Annotated in this window: 16 protein-coding genes; 11 read left to right on the forward strand and 5 right to left on the reverse strand. The window is 76.9% G+C overall.

Annotated features, from left to right (window positions below; genetic code table 11):
* The first annotated feature begins 20 nt into the window (after positions 1–20).
* The 7 genes from KDL28_RS14660 to KDL28_RS14690 all read left to right on the forward strand — a co-directional run bounded on the left by KDL28_RS14660 (position 21) and on the right by KDL28_RS14690 (position 6,232).
* Entirely contained in the window at positions 21–851 is an 831-nt protein-coding gene (locus KDL28_RS14660; protein ID WP_252438835.1) for a UbiA family prenyltransferase, read from the forward strand.
* Positions 851–2,023 carry an NAD(P)/FAD-dependent oxidoreductase gene (locus KDL28_RS14665; RefSeq protein ID WP_252438837.1) on the forward strand — a complete coding sequence of 391 codons (1,173 nt, stop codon included), beginning with the start codon at positions 851–853 and terminating at the stop codon, positions 2,021–2,023. The genes KDL28_RS14660 and KDL28_RS14665 overlap by 1 nt, the downstream gene beginning before the upstream one ends.
* 3 nt (positions 2,024–2,026) lie before the next feature.
* Positions 2,027–3,100 (forward strand): type III polyketide synthase, encoded by a 1,074-nt coding sequence (locus KDL28_RS14670; protein ID WP_252438839.1) that lies wholly within the window; start codon positions 2,027–2,029, stop codon positions 3,098–3,100.
* Positions 3,097–3,627 carry an isoprenylcysteine carboxyl methyltransferase family protein gene (locus KDL28_RS14675; RefSeq protein ID WP_252438841.1) on the forward strand — a complete coding sequence of 177 codons (531 nt, stop codon included), beginning with the start codon at positions 3,097–3,099 and terminating at the stop codon, positions 3,625–3,627. The genes KDL28_RS14670 and KDL28_RS14675 overlap by 4 nt, the downstream gene beginning before the upstream one ends.
* Complete coding sequence (locus KDL28_RS14680) at positions 3,624–4,685, forward strand: NAD(P)/FAD-dependent oxidoreductase (RefSeq protein ID WP_252438843.1); 1,062 nt, start codon at positions 3,624–3,626, stop codon at positions 4,683–4,685. Before KDL28_RS14675 ends, KDL28_RS14680 begins: the two co-directional genes overlap by 4 nt.
* Before the next feature lie 100 nt (positions 4,686–4,785).
* Entirely contained in the window at positions 4,786–5,853 is a 1,068-nt protein-coding gene (locus KDL28_RS14685; RefSeq protein WP_252438845.1) for an NAD-dependent epimerase/dehydratase family protein, read from the forward strand.
* 25 nt (positions 5,854–5,878) lie between these two features.
* Positions 5,879–6,232 carry a Rieske (2Fe-2S) protein gene (locus KDL28_RS14690; RefSeq protein ID WP_252438847.1) on the forward strand — a complete coding sequence of 118 codons (354 nt, stop codon included), beginning with the start codon at positions 5,879–5,881 and terminating at the stop codon, positions 6,230–6,232.
* 191 nt (positions 6,233–6,423) lie between these two features.
* Here the strand turns inward: KDL28_RS14690 and KDL28_RS14695 are convergent, their stop codons facing one another.
* Together KDL28_RS14695 and KDL28_RS14700 are read right to left on the reverse strand one after the other, a co-directional pair.
* A complete protein-coding gene (locus KDL28_RS14695; RefSeq protein WP_252438849.1) occupies positions 6,424–7,719 on the reverse strand; it encodes an alpha/beta hydrolase family protein in 1,296 nt (431 codons plus the stop codon).
* Positions 7,720–7,838: 119 nt separating this feature from the next.
* A complete protein-coding gene (locus KDL28_RS14700; RefSeq protein WP_252438851.1) occupies positions 7,839–8,882 on the reverse strand; it encodes an NAD(P)-dependent alcohol dehydrogenase in 1,044 nt (347 codons plus the stop codon).
* A gap of 94 nt (positions 8,883–8,976) precedes the next feature.
* Here KDL28_RS14700 and KDL28_RS14705 point away from each other — a divergent pair, with 94 nt between their 5' ends.
* The gene (locus KDL28_RS14705) at positions 8,977–9,564 is read left to right on the forward strand and encodes a TetR/AcrR family transcriptional regulator (RefSeq protein ID WP_252438853.1); all 588 of its coding nucleotides are present in this window, start codon (positions 8,977–8,979) and stop codon (positions 9,562–9,564) included.
* Between the two features lie 61 nt (positions 9,565–9,625).
* Positions 9,626–11,068 (forward strand): glucose-6-phosphate dehydrogenase, encoded by a 1,443-nt coding sequence (locus tag KDL28_RS14710; protein WP_252438855.1) that lies wholly within the window; start codon positions 9,626–9,628, stop codon positions 11,066–11,068.
* 99 nt (positions 11,069–11,167) lie between these two features.
* On the opposite strand, the gene KDL28_RS14715 is transcribed toward KDL28_RS14710, so the two are convergent.
* A complete protein-coding gene (locus KDL28_RS14715; RefSeq protein WP_252438857.1) occupies positions 11,168–11,818 on the reverse strand; it encodes a collagen-like domain-containing protein in 651 nt (216 codons plus the stop codon).
* 643 nt (positions 11,819–12,461) lie between these two features.
* Here KDL28_RS14715 and KDL28_RS14720 point away from each other — a divergent pair.
* Together KDL28_RS14720 and KDL28_RS14725 are read left to right on the forward strand one after the other, a co-directional pair.
* Complete coding sequence (locus KDL28_RS14720) at positions 12,462–12,863, forward strand: cupin domain-containing protein (RefSeq protein ID WP_252438859.1); 402 nt, start codon at positions 12,462–12,464, stop codon at positions 12,861–12,863.
* Positions 12,864–12,865: 2 nt separating this feature from the next.
* Positions 12,866–13,738: an NAD-dependent epimerase/dehydratase family protein gene (locus KDL28_RS14725; RefSeq protein ID WP_252438861.1), complete on the forward strand. Its 873-nt coding sequence runs from the start codon at positions 12,866–12,868 to the stop codon at positions 13,736–13,738.
* Here the strand turns inward: KDL28_RS14725 and pdxR are convergent.
* Positions 13,710–15,107 (reverse strand): MocR-like pyridoxine biosynthesis transcription factor PdxR, encoded by a 1,398-nt coding sequence (pdxR, locus tag KDL28_RS14730; protein ID WP_252438863.1) that lies wholly within the window; start codon positions 15,105–15,107, stop codon positions 13,710–13,712. The genes KDL28_RS14725 and pdxR overlap by 29 nt on opposite strands.
* A gap of 60 nt (positions 15,108–15,167) precedes the next feature.
* Positions 15,168–16,901, reverse strand: a complete 1,734-nt coding sequence (locus tag KDL28_RS14735) for a sigma-54-dependent Fis family transcriptional regulator (protein WP_252438865.1) — start codon at positions 16,899–16,901, stop codon at positions 15,168–15,170.
* Positions 16,902–17,035: the final 134 nt, after the last annotated feature.

The raw sequence follows: 17,035 nt of genomic DNA on the forward strand, positions 1-17,035 counted from the left end.
GCCGGTGGGCGGTCGGGCCGGTGAGCGCGGCGACGCCACCCACCCGGTTCGCCGTGGCCGCCGGGATGGTCGCGGCCGCGCACCCCGGTCCCGCCGCCGTCGTCACGGTCATCGCGGCCCTGCTGGGCGTCGCCGCCGGGCTCCCGGCCGCGACGACAGCCTGCGTCGTCGGGGCCGTCGCGGCCGGGCAGCTCACCATCGGCTGGGTGAACGACCTGGTCGACCTCCCCCGCGACCGCGCGTCCGGCCGCGCGGACAAGCCGCTCGCGTCCGGCCGGGTTCCCGCCGACCGGATCGCGCCCGCCGTGGCGCTGGCCGGCGGCGCGTGCGTGGCCCTGTCGCTGGCCACGGGATGGCGCAGCGGGCTGGTCCACCTGCTCCTCGTGGTCGGCTCCGGGCAGGCCTACAACCTCGGGCTCAAGGCCACGGTGCTGTCGTGGGTGCCCTACGCCGTCGCGTTCGGCAGCCTGCCCGCGGTCGTCTCGCTCGCCGCGGACGCGCCGGGGTGGCCGCCGTGGTGGACGGCGGCGGCCGGCGCCTGCCTCGGGGTCGGCGCGCACGTGCTCAACGCGCTGCCCGACCTCGCCGACGACCTCCGCACGGGCGTGCGGGGGCTCCCGCACCGGCTGGGTGAGCGCACCGGACGCGCCGTGGCCGCCGGACTGCTGGTCGCCGCGTCCGTGCTGGCCGCCCTCGGCCCCGCGGGCCACCCGCCGCTCTGGGTGTGGGCAGCGCTGCTGCTGGTCGTCGCGCTGGCGGTGCTCACCATGACCGGCCGCGGCCGCTGGCCCTTCCGCGCCGCGCTCGGGATCGCGCTGATCGACGTCGTGCTGCTCGTCGGGGCCGGCTGATGGCCGCCTGGGACCTCGCCGTCGCCGGCGCCGGACCCGCGGGCGCGGCTGCGGCGCTGGGCGCGCTGCACGAGGCCCCGGGGCTGCGGGTGGCGCTGCTGGACCGCGCCGGCTTCCCCCGGGACAAGGCCTGCGGCGACGGCGTCGCGCCGCAGGTGCTCGACCGGCTCGCCGAGGTCGGCGTCACCGGCCTGCTCGACGACCGCGTCCCGGTGGGGCGGCTGCGGCTGGTCCGCGGCGGGCGCGACGTCGACCGCGCCGTGGTCCGGCCGTCGTACGTGGTGCCGCGCCGCATCTTCGACGCGCGGCTCGTCGAGGCCGCGCGCGCGGCGGGCGCGACGGTGCTGCGGCACCGGATCCGCGACGTGCGCATCGGCGACGACGGCGTCCGCATCGACGACGAGATCGACGCTGCCGTGGTCGTGGGCGCCGACGGGGCGCGGTCCGTCGTGCGCCGCGGCCTGGGGCTGCCGACGGGGACGAGGGCCCTGGCCCTGCGCGGGTACGCCCCGGTGCCAGCGGCGCGGCGCGGGACCCAGGTCATCGCCTTCGCCCGCGGCGCCGTGCAGCCCGCTTACGCCTGGTCCTTCGACCGCGGCGACGGGCTGGCGAACGTGGGCTACGGCGAGGTCCTCCGCGGCCCCGGCGGACCCACCCGGACGCAGCTGCTGGCCCGCCTGGAGGCCCTGCTGCCCGGCGCGACGCGCGGCGGCACCGACTGGCGGGGGCACCACCTGCCGCTGTCCGGTGCGCGGTGGCGCCCCCCGGCGGGCCGGGTCCTGCTCGTCGGCGACGCCGCCGGCCTGGTGAACCCGATCTCCGGCGAGGGCATCTACTACGCCGTCAGCACGGGCATCGTCGCCGGTCGCGCCGCGGCCCGGGCCCTGGCCGCCGGGCGGCCCGCCGACGCGGGCCGCGGCTACGGCCGCGACGCCCGGGCCCACCTGTTCCCCCACCTGCGCCACACCGCCGTCGCGTCGCGCCTGATCCGGGCCGGGCCGGTGCTCGACGCCGGCCTGCGCGCGTCCGCCGGGGACCAGCGGGTGTTCGACGACCTCGTCGAGCTCGCGCTGGCCCGGGGCCGGCTCACCGCGAGGGTCCTGCGCGGGCTGGGCGCCGCCCTGCTGCGCACCGACCCCGGCACCCGACCGCCACCCCTCCAGGAGAGCTGACGCATGCGCCTACTGAGCGTCCACGGCATCCTTCCCGAGCACCGCTACCCGCAGCAGGAGATCACCGAGGCGTTCGCCGGCGCGATGACCGCCGGTGCCAACCGGGCGTTGATCGACCGCCTGCACCGCAACGCCCTCGTCGACACCCGCCACACCGCGCTGCCGCTGGAGCGCTACGCGCGGCTGCGGGACTTCGGCGAGTCGAACGACGCGTTCATCTCCGCCGCCGTCGACCTGGGGTCGCGGGCGGTCGTCGAGGCGCTCAAGGCGGTCGACCTCGCCCCGACCGACGTCGACCTCATCGTGTCCACCACCGTCACCGGCCTGGCCGTCCCGTCCATCGACGCCCGGATCGCCAACCGCATCGGTCTGCGCGAGGACGTGGTGCGCGTCCCGATCGTCGGGCTGGGCTGCGTGGCCGGCGCAGCCGGGGTGGCCAGGCTGCACGACCACCTCGTCGGCCATCCCGACGCCGTCGCGGTGCTGGTGAGCGTCGAGCTGTGCTCGCTGACCCTGCAGCGCGACGACGCCTCCGTGCCCAACCTGGTCGCGAGCGGCCTGTTCGGCGACGGCGCGGCCGCGGTCGTGGCCGCGGGCTCCCGCCGGGCCGCGCAGCTGCTCGACGGCGGGCGCGTGCAGCCCGAGGTGCTGGCCGCCCGCAGCCGCCTCTACCCCGACTCCGAGCGCACGATGGGCTGGGACATCGGCACCAGCGGCTTCCGGATCGTGCTCGACAGCACCGTGCCCGAGGTGGTGCGCACCCACCTCGGCGGTGACGTCCGCCGGTTCCTCGCCGACCACGGGCTCTCCCGCGAGGACATCGGCTGGTACGTGGCGCACCCCGGCGGTCCCAAGGTCCTGGAGGCCCTCCAGGAGGCCCTCGACGTGGACCGCGACGCGCTGGAGCTGACCTGGGACTCGCTGCGGCGGGTCGGGAACCTGTCCTCGGCCTCGGTGCTGCACGTGCTGGCCGACACGCTGCGGGCCCGCCCGCCGCGCCCCGGCTCGCACGGCCTGATGCTGGCCATGGGCCCGGGCTTCTGCTCGGAGCTGGTGCTCCTGCGGGTGCCGGCATGAGCCAGTGGGTGTACACGCTGTTCGTGCTGGCCGTCGGCGTCGAGCGGCTGGCCGAGATGGTGGTCTCCAAGCGCCACGCCGCGTGGGCCCTCGCCCGCGGCGGGGTCGAGACCGGCCGCGGGCACTACCCGTTCATGGTCGTCCTGCACACCGCGCTGCTGGTCGGCTGCGTCGCCGAGGTGTGGCTCGGCGACCGGCCGTTCGTCCCGCTGCTGGGCTGGACGACGGCCGCGCTCGTCGTCGTGTGCCAGGGGGTGCGGTGGTGGTGCATCTCCGCGCTCGGACCGCGGTGGAACACCCGTGTGATCGTCGTGCCGGGGCTGCCGCTGGTCACCTCCGGGCCCTACCGCTACCTGTCGCACCCCAACTACGTGGTCGTCGTCGTGGAGGGCGCGGCACTCCCGCTGGTGCACAGCGCCTGGCTCACCGCCGCCGTGTTCACCGTCGCGAACGCCGCCCTGCTGACCGTCCGGCTCCGGGCCGAGCAGCGGGCCCTGCGCTGGGCCGTGCGGGGGGCCGAGGCGTGACGGATCGCGTCGTCGACCTGCTCATCGCAGGCGGCGGCCCGGCGGGCCTGGTCACCGCGCTGCACGCGGCCCGCGCCGGCCTCGACACCGAGGTGTGGGACCCCCGCGCCGGCGTGGTCGACGGCGCCGTCGACAAGGCCTGCGGGGAAGGCCTGATGCCCGGGGCCCTCGCCGCCCTGCTGCGCCTCGGCGTCGACCCGCCAGGCCACCCCTTCCACGGCATCCGCTACGTCGGGGGCGGGCGGACCGCGGACGCGCGGTTCCGCGCCGGTCCCGGCCGCGGGATCCGCCGGACCACGCTGCACCGGGCCCTGCGCGACGCGGCCGTCGCGGCGGGAGCCCGGATCGTCCAGCGGCCGGTGACCGACCTGCACCAGGACGACCACGGCGTGACCGTCCCCGGCGTCCGCGCCCGCCACCTCGTCGCCGCGGACGGCCTGCACTCCCCCGTGCGGCGCGCGCTGGCCCTCGACGTGCCCGGATCGCGCCACCCCCGCTTCGGGCTGCGCGGGCACTTCCGCGTCCCCCCGTGGTCGTCCTACGTCGAGGTGCACTGGGGCCGCGACGTGGAGGCCTACGTGACGCCCGTGGCCGCCGACCTCGTCGGGGTCGCCCTGCTCGGCTCGACCAAGGGCTCCTTCGCCACCAAGCTGCGCACCCTCCCGAGCCTGGGGGCGCTGCTCGGCGACGGTGAACCCGAGGGCGGGGTGCGCGGTGCCGGCCCGCTGCGCCAGGGCGCGCGGAGGCGGGTGGCCGGTCGCGTGCTCCTGGTCGGCGACGCGGCGGGGTACGTCGACGCCCTGACCGGGGAGGGCCTGGCGCTGGCCTTCGCCCAGGCCGAGGCCGCCGTCCGGGCCGTGGTCGACGGTGATCCGCGGCAGTACGAACGCGACTGGGCGGCGCTCACCCGCCGCTACCGCCTCCTCACCGCGGCGCTGGTCCTCGGCACCCGACCGCGGCTCGTCCGCCGCGCGCTGGTCCCCGCGTCGCGCATGCTGGCCCCGCTGTTCAGCGGCACGGTCAACGCGCTGGCGCGCCCCGTCGGCGGCCACGGCTGAACCCCCGCGCCGACGGCCGGAGCCGGGCCCCCGACCGGCGCACCGATCGGTCGAGTCCGTTTGCGCCGCGCCGAACCGGGCATGCCGGACCGTGCGCATCGTGATCACCGGAGCCAGCGGCAACGTGGGGACGGCGCTGCTGCGCCGGCTCCAGCGCGTTCCCGGGGAGCACCACCTCGCCGGCATCGCCCGTCGCCCTCCCCGGGACGGGCAGCCGTACCAGGACGTCGAGTGGACGGCGCTGGACCTGGCCGCCCCGGCGGCCGCGGCGGCGCTGGGACCGGTGTTCCGCGGCGCAGATGCCGTGGTGCACCTGGCGTGGGGGTTCCAGCCCTCGCACGACACCGACTACCTGGACCGCTCCGGGGTCGGCGGGACCCGCGCGGTGCTCGACGCCGCCCGCGCCGAGGGGGTGCCGCACCTGGTGCACATGTCGTCGGTGGGCGCCTACTCCCCCGGCCCGCCCGACGGCCACCCCGTCGACGAGCAGTGGCCCACCGGGGGCGTCGACTCGCTGGCCTACAGCCGGGAGAAGGTCGCCGCCGAGCGGCTGCTCGACGAGCACGAACGGCGCCACCCCGACGGTCCGGCCCTCGCCCGCCTGCGCCCCGGCCTGATCGTGCAGCGCGAGTCCGGCAGCGCGCTGCTGCGCTACGGCGTGCCCCCCTTCGTCCCGGCCTCGCTGCTGCGCCACGTGCCGCTGCTGCCGGTGGACCGCTCGCTGGTCGTCCCGCTGGTGCACACCGCCGATGTCGCCGACGCGGTCGAGCGCGTGCTGACCCGGCGCGCGACCGGCCCGTTCAACCTGGCCGCCGATCCACCCGTCACCCGCGACGACATCGCGGCGGTGCTCGGGGCGCGGCCCGTGCACGTCCCGCGGCAGGTGCTGCGCGGCGCGGTCTGGGCGAGCTGGCACGCGCGCCTGCAGCCGCTCGACCCCGGCTGGCTCGACCTCGCCTTCGCCGCACCGCTGGTCGACTCGACCCGCGCCCGCCGGGAGCTCGACTGGGCACCCTCGGTCGACGCCCTGTCGGCGCTGGCCGAGGTGATCGGCGGCATGGCCGACACCGCCGCCACCAGCAGCCCGGCGCTGCGCAAGCGCTCGGTCGCGGCCGAGCTCGCCGCGCTCGTCCGGCGGGGCCCGGCGGCACACCGCAGGCACACCTGATCCCCACCACCACAGGGAGACCCCGATGACCGATCAGCCACCGTCCACGTCTGCTCAAACCTCCGGCGGAGTGCGCCGGGTGGGCCGGTGGGCCGTGGGCACGAGCCGCGGCGAGGACTTCGCCGTCTCGCCGCGCTGCCGCCACCAGCTGGCCGACCTCAGCAAGGGCCACGTCGACGCCGACGGCTGCCTGGTCTGCCCGTGGCACGCCAGCCGGTACGACGTGCGCACGGGTGAGATGGTCGACGGGCCGCGGGGCTTCTTCTTCTACCGCGGCCCCACGCCCGGCTACAGCGGGCTGGTCAAGGCCTACGCCAAGCACCTGCGGCTGCGGATCGGGCGGGTCGTGCGGCGGGGCGGTCGCATCACGGTCGAGTAGGGCGTCTTGATGTTGCGGGCGGCGTTGGCGCTACCGCGTCGACGACGGGCCGACCCGGCGACCTACATCCCGGTGCCCGGGCCACGCCAGCAGCCGCCAGCAGCACCAGCACCCCCATCACCGAGGCCGAACCGCCGTTCTGAGGGCCTGATCCACGGCGCGCGACCGGGTGTGGGGAGTCGCCGGCCGGCTCAGCGCGAGAACAGGTCGCCGTCCAGATAGATCTTCCAGTCGGCGGCGGTCAGGCCGTGGCTGCCGGACCGGAGGTGGTAGCTCATCGCGGGGCCGCGGAACGCCCGGTCGGTGCGCGGTGGCCACTTCGCGGAGGGCAGACCGGTGTCCCCCAGCTCGAAGAGCTCGTAGACCGGTGCGGCGGCGGTGTAGGCCAGGAACTCGCCCTCGGGGTCGGCGGTCGCGTCGCCCGAGGCGCTCCCGATCACGACGCGCCGCGGCGCGATGAGGGCCAGCAGTTCGTGCTGGTCGACCGGCAGCGCGCTCTCCCGGCCGTTGAACGCCCGGTAGGTCTTCGGGAACCAGTGCGGGAACGCGGCGTTGATGGCGGAGACGGTCTCCCCGCCGCCTCCCCCGTCGCCGCGCCGGGCGAGCTTGGCGCCGGTGGACCCGGAGTTGTTCCCGACGACCGCGGCGAACCGGGTGTCCTGCGCCCCGGCCCACAGCGCCGCCTTGCCGCTGCGGGAGTGGCCGATGACCGCCACCCGCGCCGGGTCGAGGTCGGGGTCGGTCTGCAAGTAGTCCATCGCCCGGCCGGCGCCCCACGCCCAGGCGCTGACGGCCCGACCCGCGTCGTCGGGCAACGGCCGGTCGGGGGCGTGGAACAGGTCGATCATCTCGCTGCGGTAGGTGCGGCTGTCGTCGGGAGCGATGCCGTCGACGTCGAAGGCCGCGAACGCGTAGCCGGCCGCGAGGATCGTCGAGACCGGCGCGTAGCCCGACGATTGACCCGGGCCGTCCCCCACCGAGCCCCGGTGGTCGATCATCAGGAACGTCCCCCGGGGCTTCCCGTCGGTCTCGGGGACGAACAGCGTCAGGTCGAAGCCGGCGCTCCCGCGCGGCCCGGCCACGGTGATCTCGACGTTCTTGCGGGTGACGCCGGGGAAGGCGGTCGAGGTGACCTCGAAGGTCGTCGGGGCCGAGTCGGGCAGACCCCGGCCGTAGACGTTCCGCCGGAAGTCGGCCAGCAGCTCCGGGCGGCGCCGCTCCTGCCACTGCGCCGCCGTGGTGACCGGGTCGCCGTTCTTCAGCCGCAGCGGGTTCGGGTAGTCCTCGCCGTCGATCCGCACCGTCTCCGCCGCCGGATCGCCGGGCGGTGGCGCGGACGCCGTCCGGACGATCTCCGCCGCGAACGCCGGCGACTGCTGCGCGGCCCCGGCGGCGCACATCGCCACGGCCGCCAACGACGCGGTGACGACCCTGGTGACGGTGTGCAGCCGGTCGCTGCGGTGGCCCGGACGACGGAGGCGGTACACCGCCCGGAATCTACGCAGCGACCCTCCCGCCGCAACCGAAGTCGGCCCACGTGCACCCATCGGGCGATCACGGCGGGTATCGGAGGACTGACCCGTCGCAGCCGGTCAGGACCGGTCGATCAGGACAGGTCGGACAGGTCGAGCACGAAGCGGTAGCGGATGTCGTTGCGGCGCAGGCGGTCGAGCGCCTCGTCGACCCGTGCCGAGGGCAGCACCTCGACGTCGGCGACGATCCCGTGCCGGGCGCAGAAGTCCAGCATGGCCGCGGTGGCGGGCAGCCCGCCGCTGCCCGCGGAGCCGAGCTTCTTGCGCCCGATGAGCAGGTCGGTGGTGCGCACCGCCACCTCCCCGAGGTAGCCGATCTGGCAGAGCGTCCCGTCCAGGGCGACCAGGCTCAGGTAGGGGCCCAGGTCGTGGCGCACCGAGATGGTGTCGATCACGACGTCGAAGGTGTCGCGGGCCGCGGCCGTGCGGGCGGCGTCGGTGGCGTCGAGGAAGTCGTGCGCGCCGAGCCGGCGGGCGTCCGCCGCCTTCCCGGGTGATCTGCTCACCACCGTGGTGTCCGCTCCGAGTGCCACCGCGAACCGGACGGCGAGGTGCCCGAGCCCGCCCAGCCCGGCCACGGCGACGCGGCTGCCCGGCCCCACCCCCAGCGCGCGCAGCGGCTCCCACACGGTGACGCCCGCGCACAGCAACGGGGCCGCCGCGGCCGGGTCGAGGCCGTCGGGCAGCGGGTGGGTGAAGCGGTCGCGCACGACGTACTCGCGGGAGTAGGCGCCCAGCGTGGTCGAGCCGTCGTGCCGGTCGACGCCCCCGTAGGTCAGGGTGGGGAACTCGCGGCAGAAGTTCTGCTGACCGGCGGTGCACATCGCGCACGTGCCGCACGAGTCGACGATGTTGCCCACGGCGACCCGGTCGCCGGGGGTGAACCGGACGACGTCGCGCCCGACCTCGGTCACCACGCCGGTGAACTCGTGCCCCGGCACCAGGACCGGGGACCCGCCGCCCCCGTGGGCGTCGATGGCGTGCAGGTCGGAGTAGCAGACCCCGCAGTGGTCGACCCGGACCGCGACGTCGTCCGGGCGCAGGTCGCGACGCGGCAGGACGACGCGCCGCAGTGGTGTGGCGGCGTCGTCCACGCGCCAGCCGGTGGTGCTCCGCACGGTGAACTCCTTAGACAGACTGTTCGGTCTGTTTCGACGGTAGCCGCGGCGGAGCCAACCGGCAAACCGAATGGTCTGTCGGTTACGGTGGGGCGTGCCCGATCTCCCGCTGACCTCCCGCGGTGCCGCGACCCGCGGTCGCATCCTCGACGCCGCCACCAGGGAGTTCGCCGAGCACGGCATCGCCGGGGCCCGCGTGGAACGGATCGTCGCGGCGGCCCGCACCAACAAGGCGCAGCTCTACGGCTACTTCGGCAGCAAGGAGGGGCTGTTCGACGCGATCTTCTCCGGGTCCCTGGAGCGGATCGTCAACGTGGTGCCGATCGACGCCACCGATCTCGCCGACTGGGCCGTGCGCCTCTACGACGAGTACCTGCGCCGCCCCGACCTGATCCGGCTGGCGACCTGGGCCCGCCTGGAACGCCGCCCGGCGGGCCACCTCGTCGAGGACGCCGACCGCCTCGACGACGGCAAGCTGGGCGCCATCGCCGACGCCCAGGCCGCCGGCCTGGTGCGCGCGGGCGACCCGTTCGACGTGATGGCGATGGTGATCGCGATGTCCATGGCGTGGTCCCCGGTCAGCAACGTCTACGCGGCGACCGCCGACGAACCCGCGCAGCTCCACTCCCGCCGGCGCGCCCTGCTGCGCGACGCCGTGCGACGCGCAGTGGCCCCCGACTGACCCGCCACCGCCGAGGGGTGTCCGGACGGTTGCGGACGGTCGGGCGCGGGCATTGTGAACCATGACCACCGAGTTCGCGGGGCGCGCCCTGCCGGCAGATCGCGACGAGCCCACGCCCAACCGGGCCGACGAGCAGACGCTGCTCGTGCTCGGCGCCGGTGGCGACCTGACGGCCCGGCTGCTCCTGCCCGGCATCGCCGGACTGCTGGCCAGCGGCGCGGGCGCCGGTCTGCACCTGATCGGCAGCGGGATGGACGACTGGGACGACGAGCACTGGCGCGAGCGGGTCCGCACGTCGTTCGGCGACGCGGGCTCCGCCGAGCCCGTCGCGCGGGTGGCCCGCGAGACGTGCTACCTCCAGGCCGACGCGACCCGGGAGCCGGACCTGCGTCGGGTGCTGGACGCCTGCCGCGGTCCGGTGGTGATCTACTTCGCGCTGCCGCCCGCGGTGACGGCGAAGGTGTGCCAGACCCTCGTCGACGTCGGACTGCCCGAGGGCACCCGGCTCGTCCTGGAGAAGCCGTTCGGCACCGACGGGGCGTCGGCGCGGCGGCTGAACGAGCTGCTGGCGCGCCTGGTCCCGGAGGACCGGGTGCACCGGATCGACCACTTCCTCGGCAAGTCCACGGTGCTGAACATCCTGGGGCTGCGGTTCGCCAACCGGATCTTCGAGCCCCTGCTCGACGCCAACCACGTCGAGTCCGTCGAGATCGTCTTCGACGAGAGCCTCGCGCTGGAGGGCCGGGCGGGGTACTACGACCGCGCGGGCGCGCTCGCCGACATGATCCAGAGCCATCTGCTGCAGGTGCTGGGCCTGCTGGCGATGGATGCACCACCCGCGCTGACGGCGCAGGAGTTGCGCGACCGCAAGGCCCAGGTGCTGCGGGCCACCCGCCTGTGGGACGACGACGTCGCCGCGTGCAGCAGGCGGGCGAGGTACACCGAGGGCGAGGTGGCGGGGCGGCGGTTGCCCGCCTACGCCACGGAGGACGGCGTCGACCCGGCCCGCGGGACCGAGACCCTGGCCGAGGTGGTGCTGGCCGTGGACACCTGGCGGTGGGCGGGGGTCCCGTTCCGGCTGCGCTCGGGCAAGGCGCTGGCCGCGGCCCGCAAGGAAGCGGTGATCACGTTCAAGCCGCCGCAGCGGATCCCGGACGGGCTGAGCGGGTACCGGCGACCGGACCGGCTGCGCATCGGGTTCGGCCCGGACCGGCTGCACCTGGACCTGAACATCAACGGCCCGGACGACCCCTTCGAGATCGACCCGGTGACGCTGGGCGCCGACTTCGGGCCGGGGGACCTCCCGCCGTACGGGGAGGTCCTGCGGGCGGTGCTGGACGACGACCCGGTGCTGTCGGTCCGCGGCGACACCGCCGAGGAGTGCTGGCGGATCCTGGAGCCGGTGGTGGCGGCGTGGCGCGCCGACGAGGTGCCGCTGCTGGAGTACCCGGCGGGGAGCGCGACGCTGCCGGACTCGCTGCTCGACGGTCATCCCGGCGTCTGACGGGCCTGACCTGCGGCCGGACGTGTCGCGGGGGGGGCCGGGGCCGCCCCGGGGGGGGGGGGCCGGGGGGGGGGGGGGGGGGGGGGCGGGGGTCGGCCCTTACGCGATGGAGCGCACGGGGGAACCCTCGGAGTCGTCGGCCACGCTCTCGGCCCGGTTGACGGCGTGCAGCAGCAGCCCGCTCTGCAGCCGGACCACCTGCGCGGTGAGCGACACCAGGTACCGGTAGCCGGCGCGGGGATCGAGCACCGTGCGCGGGGTGATGTCCGCCGCGGCGCGGAAGACGCCGCGGACCAGCTCGGCGGGCTCCCGCGGCGTCCACGCCGGACCGGAGGGCCCGGGAGGACCCTGCACGCCGGGGACCCCGGGAGGACCGGCCGGACCGGCCTGGCCCCGCTCGCCCTGGGGGCCCTGCGGCCCGGCGTCACCGCGCGGACCCTGCTCGCCGGGCAGGCCCCGCGGACCCTTCTCGCCCGGCTCGCCGGTCGCGCCCCGCGGACCCTGCTCCCCGCGCGGACCGGTCGCACCCTGCTCGCCACGGGCGCCCTGCTCACCGGTCGGGCCGACCGGGCCCTTCTCGCCGCGCTCGCCCGCCGGGCCCGCCGGGCCCCGCTCGCCCTTGACGCCCTGGTCTCCGACGGGACCGGTCGCGCCCTTGGAGCCGTTGTCGGCGAGGACGGCCTGGCCGTTGTCGGGCCTCGCGCCGCCGTTGTTCTTCTTGCCGACCTGCGGACCGCTCGATTGAGCCATTCTGATGAATCCTTCCGACGATTGTGGATGCTTTCGGCCACCGGCTCACCCGGCCACATGGGGCCGGGGACCACCGGGATTCGCACTGCGGGATCTGCGCCGGTCGCGGCGCCGCGAACCCGACGCCGCCCGGATCGCCGTGATCGATTCCTGCCCGACAGCGGCGGTTCTCGCTCAGCGGCCGTGACGTGCTGCGCCGCGACTGCGGCGGTGACGGCCGAGCACTTCCCCGAGCCTACGCGGATCCGCGTCACCGACAAGCCGGTCGGTCATTCGTCACATCATGTGTATCCGCGGAGCCGAGCGATGTCGACCTTTCCCGCGCGGTTCGCGGAGCCGCGCCGACGAGCAATGGGACGGCGGTGCCGGACGGCGGGAATCCCGCACCCGGACGACGTCGCGCCGCCCGCCCGACGAGCGGGACCCGGGCCCGGCGCGCACGATGCCCGGGTGGGACGCGCACGGCGGCCCCCGGACGACGGCCCCGGGAACGACGCGGAGAAGGTGTGCGCGGTCTGCGGGCGGCGCATCGCCCGGCCGATCCGCATCCGACGCGCACGGTGAGCGGGCCGGGCAACCGGTACAGCAGAACGGTCCCGAACCGGTCCAGGCCGGTGGACCGGTCCGGGCCTAGTTTCGGACCGTGCCCTCCACCCGATCCGTGCTCACCGCACTCGCCCACCAGCCCCTGCCCCCGGTTCCCGACGGCGCCGAGGTGATGACCGCCCTGGTCGAACTGCCGCCCGCCGACCCGGGCACCCCGCCGCACCGGCACTCCGGCCCCGTGTACGGCTACGTCACCGAGGGCGCCGTCGTCTTCGAGCTCGAAGGCGAACCCGAGCGGGTGATCCCGGCGGGCGGGACGTTCTCCGAACCCGGCGGCGACGTGATCCACTACCAGGCGGGCAACGCCCTCGCCGACGGGTGGAGCCGCTTCGTGGTCGTCATGCTGCACGCGCCCGGCGCACCGATGCTCGCCCTGGTCGACGAGGCCGAGCTCGCCGAGCGCCGACACCTGCGGGCACCGCGCCCGGCCAGGGGGTGAGCATGCGCATCCTGCTCGCCGGGGCCACCGGCGTCGTCGGTCGCCGGCTCGTCCCGCTGCTGGTCGCGGGGGGCCACGACGTCACCGCGCTCACCCGCAGGCCCGAGCGCGCGGCGGGGCTGCGGGCCGCCGGGGCCCGGCCCGCCGTCGTCGACGTCCGGGACGCGGCCGCGCTGGCGGAGGCGGTCCGCGCGGCCGCGCCCGACGTGGTGGTGCACCAGCTCACCGACCTCGCCGCGGGCGACCTCGCCGCCAACGCGGCGCTGCGCGTGGCGGGCACGCGCGTCCTCGTCGACGCCGCGCTCGCCGCGGGCGCCCGGCGGATCGTCGCCCAGAGCATCGCCTGGGCCTACGCGGGCGGGGACGGCCCGGCCGACGAGGACACCCCGCTCGACCTCGACGCGCCCGAGCCGCGCCGGACCACCGTGCGCGGGGTCGCGGCGTTGGAGGACGCCGTGCGGGAGGCGCCGGAGTGGGTGCTGCTGCGCTACGGCATGTTCTACGGCCCGGGCACCTGGTTCGCCCCCGACGGGCAGCGGGCCGCGGACGCGCGCGCCGGGCGGCTCACCGCGGGTCGCGACGTCACCAGCTTCCTGCACGTCGACGACGCCGCCGCGGCGGCCGCCGCGGCGCTGGGCTGGCGGTCGGGTGCGGTGAACGTGTGCGACGACGAGCCGGCCGCCGGACGGGACTGGGTGCCGGCGTTCTGCGCCGCGGTCGGTGCCCCTCCCCCGCCCTCGTCCGAGGCGGCGCGGCGGGCGTGGGCGCGCGGCGCGGACAACCGGCGCGCGCGAGAGCGGCACGGATGGGCCCCGCGGCACCGGTCGTGGCGCGCCGGGTTCGCGCTCAGCGGGGCGGCGCCAGCACCTCGGTGAGGGCGTCGAGCGCCCGGCGCCAGCCGTGCGCGGCAGGCGTCCCGTAGCCGACCACGAGCGCGCCCGGCCGCTGCGGCGCCGGGGTGTGCCAGTAGCCCCCGCTGTGCAGGCCGTGCACCAGCACGCCGGCGCGCTCGGCGGCCGCGAGCGCGCGCCGCTCCTGCTCGACCGACCCGAGCGGCAGCAGCGCGTGCAGCCCGGCGGCCACCCCGGCCGGCGGGGGCGCCGCCACCGCGGCGAGCCGGGCGCCGAGCTCGCGCCGTCGCGCCCGGTAGACCAGCCGCATCCGCCGCACGTGCCGGTCGTACTCGCCGCGGCTGAGCAGGTCGGCCATGGCGAGCTGGTCGAGGGCCGGCACGGCCGCCCCGGAGGTCGTCATCTCCTCGCGCAGCGGTGCCCGCAGCCACCGCGGGACGACCAGCCAGCCGATGCGCACCCCGGGTGCCAGCGTCTTGCTCGCGCTGCCGGCGAAGACGACCCGGTCCGGGTCCAGCGGCTGCATCGCGCCGACGGGCTGGCGGTCGTAGCGGAACTCGCCGTCGTAGTCGTCCTCCACGACGAACCCGTCGTGGCGCCGGGCCCACTCGACGACCGCGGTGCGCCGCGCGGGTGCCAGCACCACCCCCCACGGGTGTTGGTGGGCGGGCGTGAGCAGGGCGATCGCCGGTCCCGCCGGGAACCCCGCCGGATCGGCGCCGCGCGCGTCGACGGCCAGCGGCACCACGACCTGCCCCGCGGCCCCCAGCACCCGGCGGTGCAGCGCGAAGCCCGGGTCCTCGACCGCGGCCCGGCTGATGCCCAGAGCGTGCGCGGTCCGCGCGAGCAGCGCCAGCGCCTGCGTGAACCCCGCCGTGACGACGACGGCATCCGGATCGGCCCGCACGCCGCGGGTGCGCGCGACGTGCTCGGCGACGGCGGCCCGCAGCCGTGGGAGACCGCCCGGGGCGGCGTAGTCCAGCGCCGCGGTGCTCCCGCCGAGCACGCGCCGCACGGCGCCGGCCCAGGCCGCCCGCGGGAACGCCGTGAGGTCGGGCCGCCCGGGGCGCAGGTCGATCGGCGGGGTCGGCGGGGACGGCGGGGGCGGGTGGTCGGGCGCGTGGTCCACGGCGGCCGGGAGGGCGCCGACGACGGTGGCCGAGCCGGCCACCCCCACCAGCCACCCCTCGGCCACGAGCTGGGTGAACGCCTGCACCACCGTGCCGCGGGCCAGTCCGAGGTCGCCGGCCAGGCTGCGGGTGCCGGGCAGCCGCGTGCCGGGGGCGAGGCGGCCCGAGCGCACCGCGTCGCGCAGGGCGTTCTCCAGCGCGCGACCGACGCCCCCGCCGCCGCGCAGGTCCAGGTGCAGGTCGAGCTCACCGGTCCGGGCCACCGCTGCATCGAAGGCCGCGCCGGCCCGACGGGCAAGGCCCGCGCGCCGGGCGCGCCGCGCTCAGCCGGTGATGCCGTACTGGGCGATCTTGCGGTAGAGGGTCGAGCGGGCCAGCCCCAGCGCGGCCGCGGCGGCCACCCGGTTGTTGCCGGACTCGCGCAGCGCGTGCACGATCGCGTCGCGCTCGACCAGGTCGACCGGGCGCAGCGTGGACCGCGGCGCGCTCTGGCAGAACTCGGGCAGGTCGGCGGCGTCGACCACCCCGACCGGACGGCGCCGCAGCGCCGCGTCGAGCGCCCCGCGCAGCTCCCGCACGTTGCCCGGCCACCCGTAGCGGGCCAGCGTCCGCAGCGCCGCCGCGGACAGCCGCACGTCGCGCCCGGGCGCCAGCTCGGCCAGCAGGCCGGTCACCAGCCGGGCGAGGTCGCCCGAACGGTTGCGCAGGGGCGGGACCGTCACCGAGTGCCCGAACGCGGTGAGCAGCCCGGCGAGGGCGCCGGGCGCCGGCTCGCAGACGGTCGCGGCGAGTCGCGCCCCGGCCCCCCGCAGCGCGCCGATCACCCCGGCGGCCACGGCGGTGTCCCACCGGTCGAGGTCGCGCAGCACGACCAGCGGCAGCGCCCCGGAGCGCGGGATCCCCTCGGCGAAGCCGCCGGCGGCGTCCGCGGGCCCGACCTCGACGACGCGCCCCCCACCGGGCAGCGCGCGGTCCACGTCGGCGAGCAGGCGCCGCCTCCCGGAACCGGGCTCGCCGACGACCAGCAGCGGCGCGCCCGCGGAGAGCGCCTCCACGGCCCCCGCCCACGCCGCCCGCCAGGCCGAGCTGGTGCCGATGGCCTCGGCCGGCGACGGCGTCCGGGGCACGGCGACCCCGACGGCCTCCCGCAGCACCGTCACCACCGCGACCAGCCCGGCGACGGAGCCGCCGACCTCGACGGTGCTGCCCCGCATCCGGACCCGGGTGCCGGAGGGCAGGTCGAGCCGGTCGTCGACGGCGGGCCCGCGCAGCATGAGGAACCGCGCGTGGTCCTGCACCGCGACGAGGTCGCCGGGGTCGAGCAGCGTCTGCAGGGCCGTGTTCGTCAGCACCGTCCGCCGCCCGACCGCCAGCACGGCCCGGCTGCTGCGGGCCTCGACCCGGGTGTAGAGGTCGAACAGCGCCTGCTGCTCGCCGTCCCGGTCGCGCAACAGCGCCTCCTGGATCCGGCCGGCCGCCGAGCCGACCAGCGACAGCAGGAGCGGCGACGAGTGCTCGGCCCGGCAGCTGACGTCGAGCACGCCCTCGATCCGGCCGGTGAGCGGGTCGCGCACCGGGACGCCGGCGCACGCGTAGTCCTGCAGCTGCTCGACGAAGTGCTCGGCCCCGACGACGTGCACGGGCCCGCCGCGCTCCAGCACGGTGCCCACCCCGTTGGTGCCGACCGCGCCCTCCTCGTAGCCGAAGCCCTCGGCGAAGTTGTTGCCGTCGGCGATCCGCCCGATCGCCGTCGTGGTGTCCACCCGGACCAGCAGCCGGGCGCGGTCGTCGGTGAGCACGACGCACACCGGGATGGCGGCCACCTGGTCGGCCAGCTGCTCGATCACCGGGCGGGCGCACCGGACCAGCCGCGACTCCACGTCCAGGTCGGGGTGGAACCGGTTGGCGATGACGCCGGGGTCGACGCCGCGGGCGAGGCTGCGCCGCCAGGAGGCGGCCACGTGGCGCGGGATGCCCGGCAGCGCGACGTCGGGGTGGTCCAGGAGCTCGGCCCGTGCGGACGTGAGGAGCCGCCGACGTGCGAGGGCGTCACCCATGCATCACACCTCCCCGTGCGACGCCTCCCATCATGCGCCGCCGTCAAGGGGGGTGGGGTGTCCGAAGTTCGGACACCCGGGACCGCACCACCCGGACATACCGTCGCGATGTCCCCCGTCACCGCCGATCAGAG

The organism is Pseudonocardia humida, from assembly GCF_023898865.1.
Lineage (GTDB): Bacteria > Actinomycetota > Actinomycetes > Mycobacteriales > Pseudonocardiaceae > Pseudonocardia > Pseudonocardia humida.

What these genes read in the sequence shown, in the direction of transcription:
- KDL28_RS14665 (WP_252438837.1), top strand. Translation starts at nt 851, where the DNA reads ATGGCCGCCTGGGACCTCGCCGTCGCCGGCGCCGGACCCGCGGGCGCG.
- KDL28_RS14670 (WP_252438839.1), top strand. Translation starts at nt 2,027, where the DNA reads ATGCGCCTACTGAGCGTCCACGGCATCCTTCCCGAGCACCGCTACCCG.
- KDL28_RS14675 (WP_252438841.1), top strand. Translation starts at nt 3,097, where the DNA reads ATGAGCCAGTGGGTGTACACGCTGTTCGTGCTGGCCGTCGGCGTCGAG.
- KDL28_RS14690 (WP_252438847.1), top strand. Translation starts at nt 5,879, where the DNA reads ATGACCGATCAGCCACCGTCCACGTCTGCTCAAACCTCCGGCGGAGTG.
- KDL28_RS14710 (WP_252438855.1), top strand. Translation starts at nt 9,626, where the DNA reads ATGACCACCGAGTTCGCGGGGCGCGCCCTGCCGGCAGATCGCGACGAG.
- KDL28_RS14715 (WP_252438857.1), bottom strand. Translation starts at nt 11,818, where the DNA reads ATGGCTCAATCGAGCGGTCCGCAGGTCGGCAAGAAGAACAACGGCGGC.
- KDL28_RS14725 (WP_252438861.1), top strand. Translation starts at nt 12,866, where the DNA reads ATGCGCATCCTGCTCGCCGGGGCCACCGGCGTCGTCGGTCGCCGGCTC.
- KDL28_RS14735 (WP_252438865.1), bottom strand. Translation starts at nt 16,901, where the DNA reads ATGGGTGACGCCCTCGCACGTCGGCGGCTCCTCACGTCCGCACGGGCC.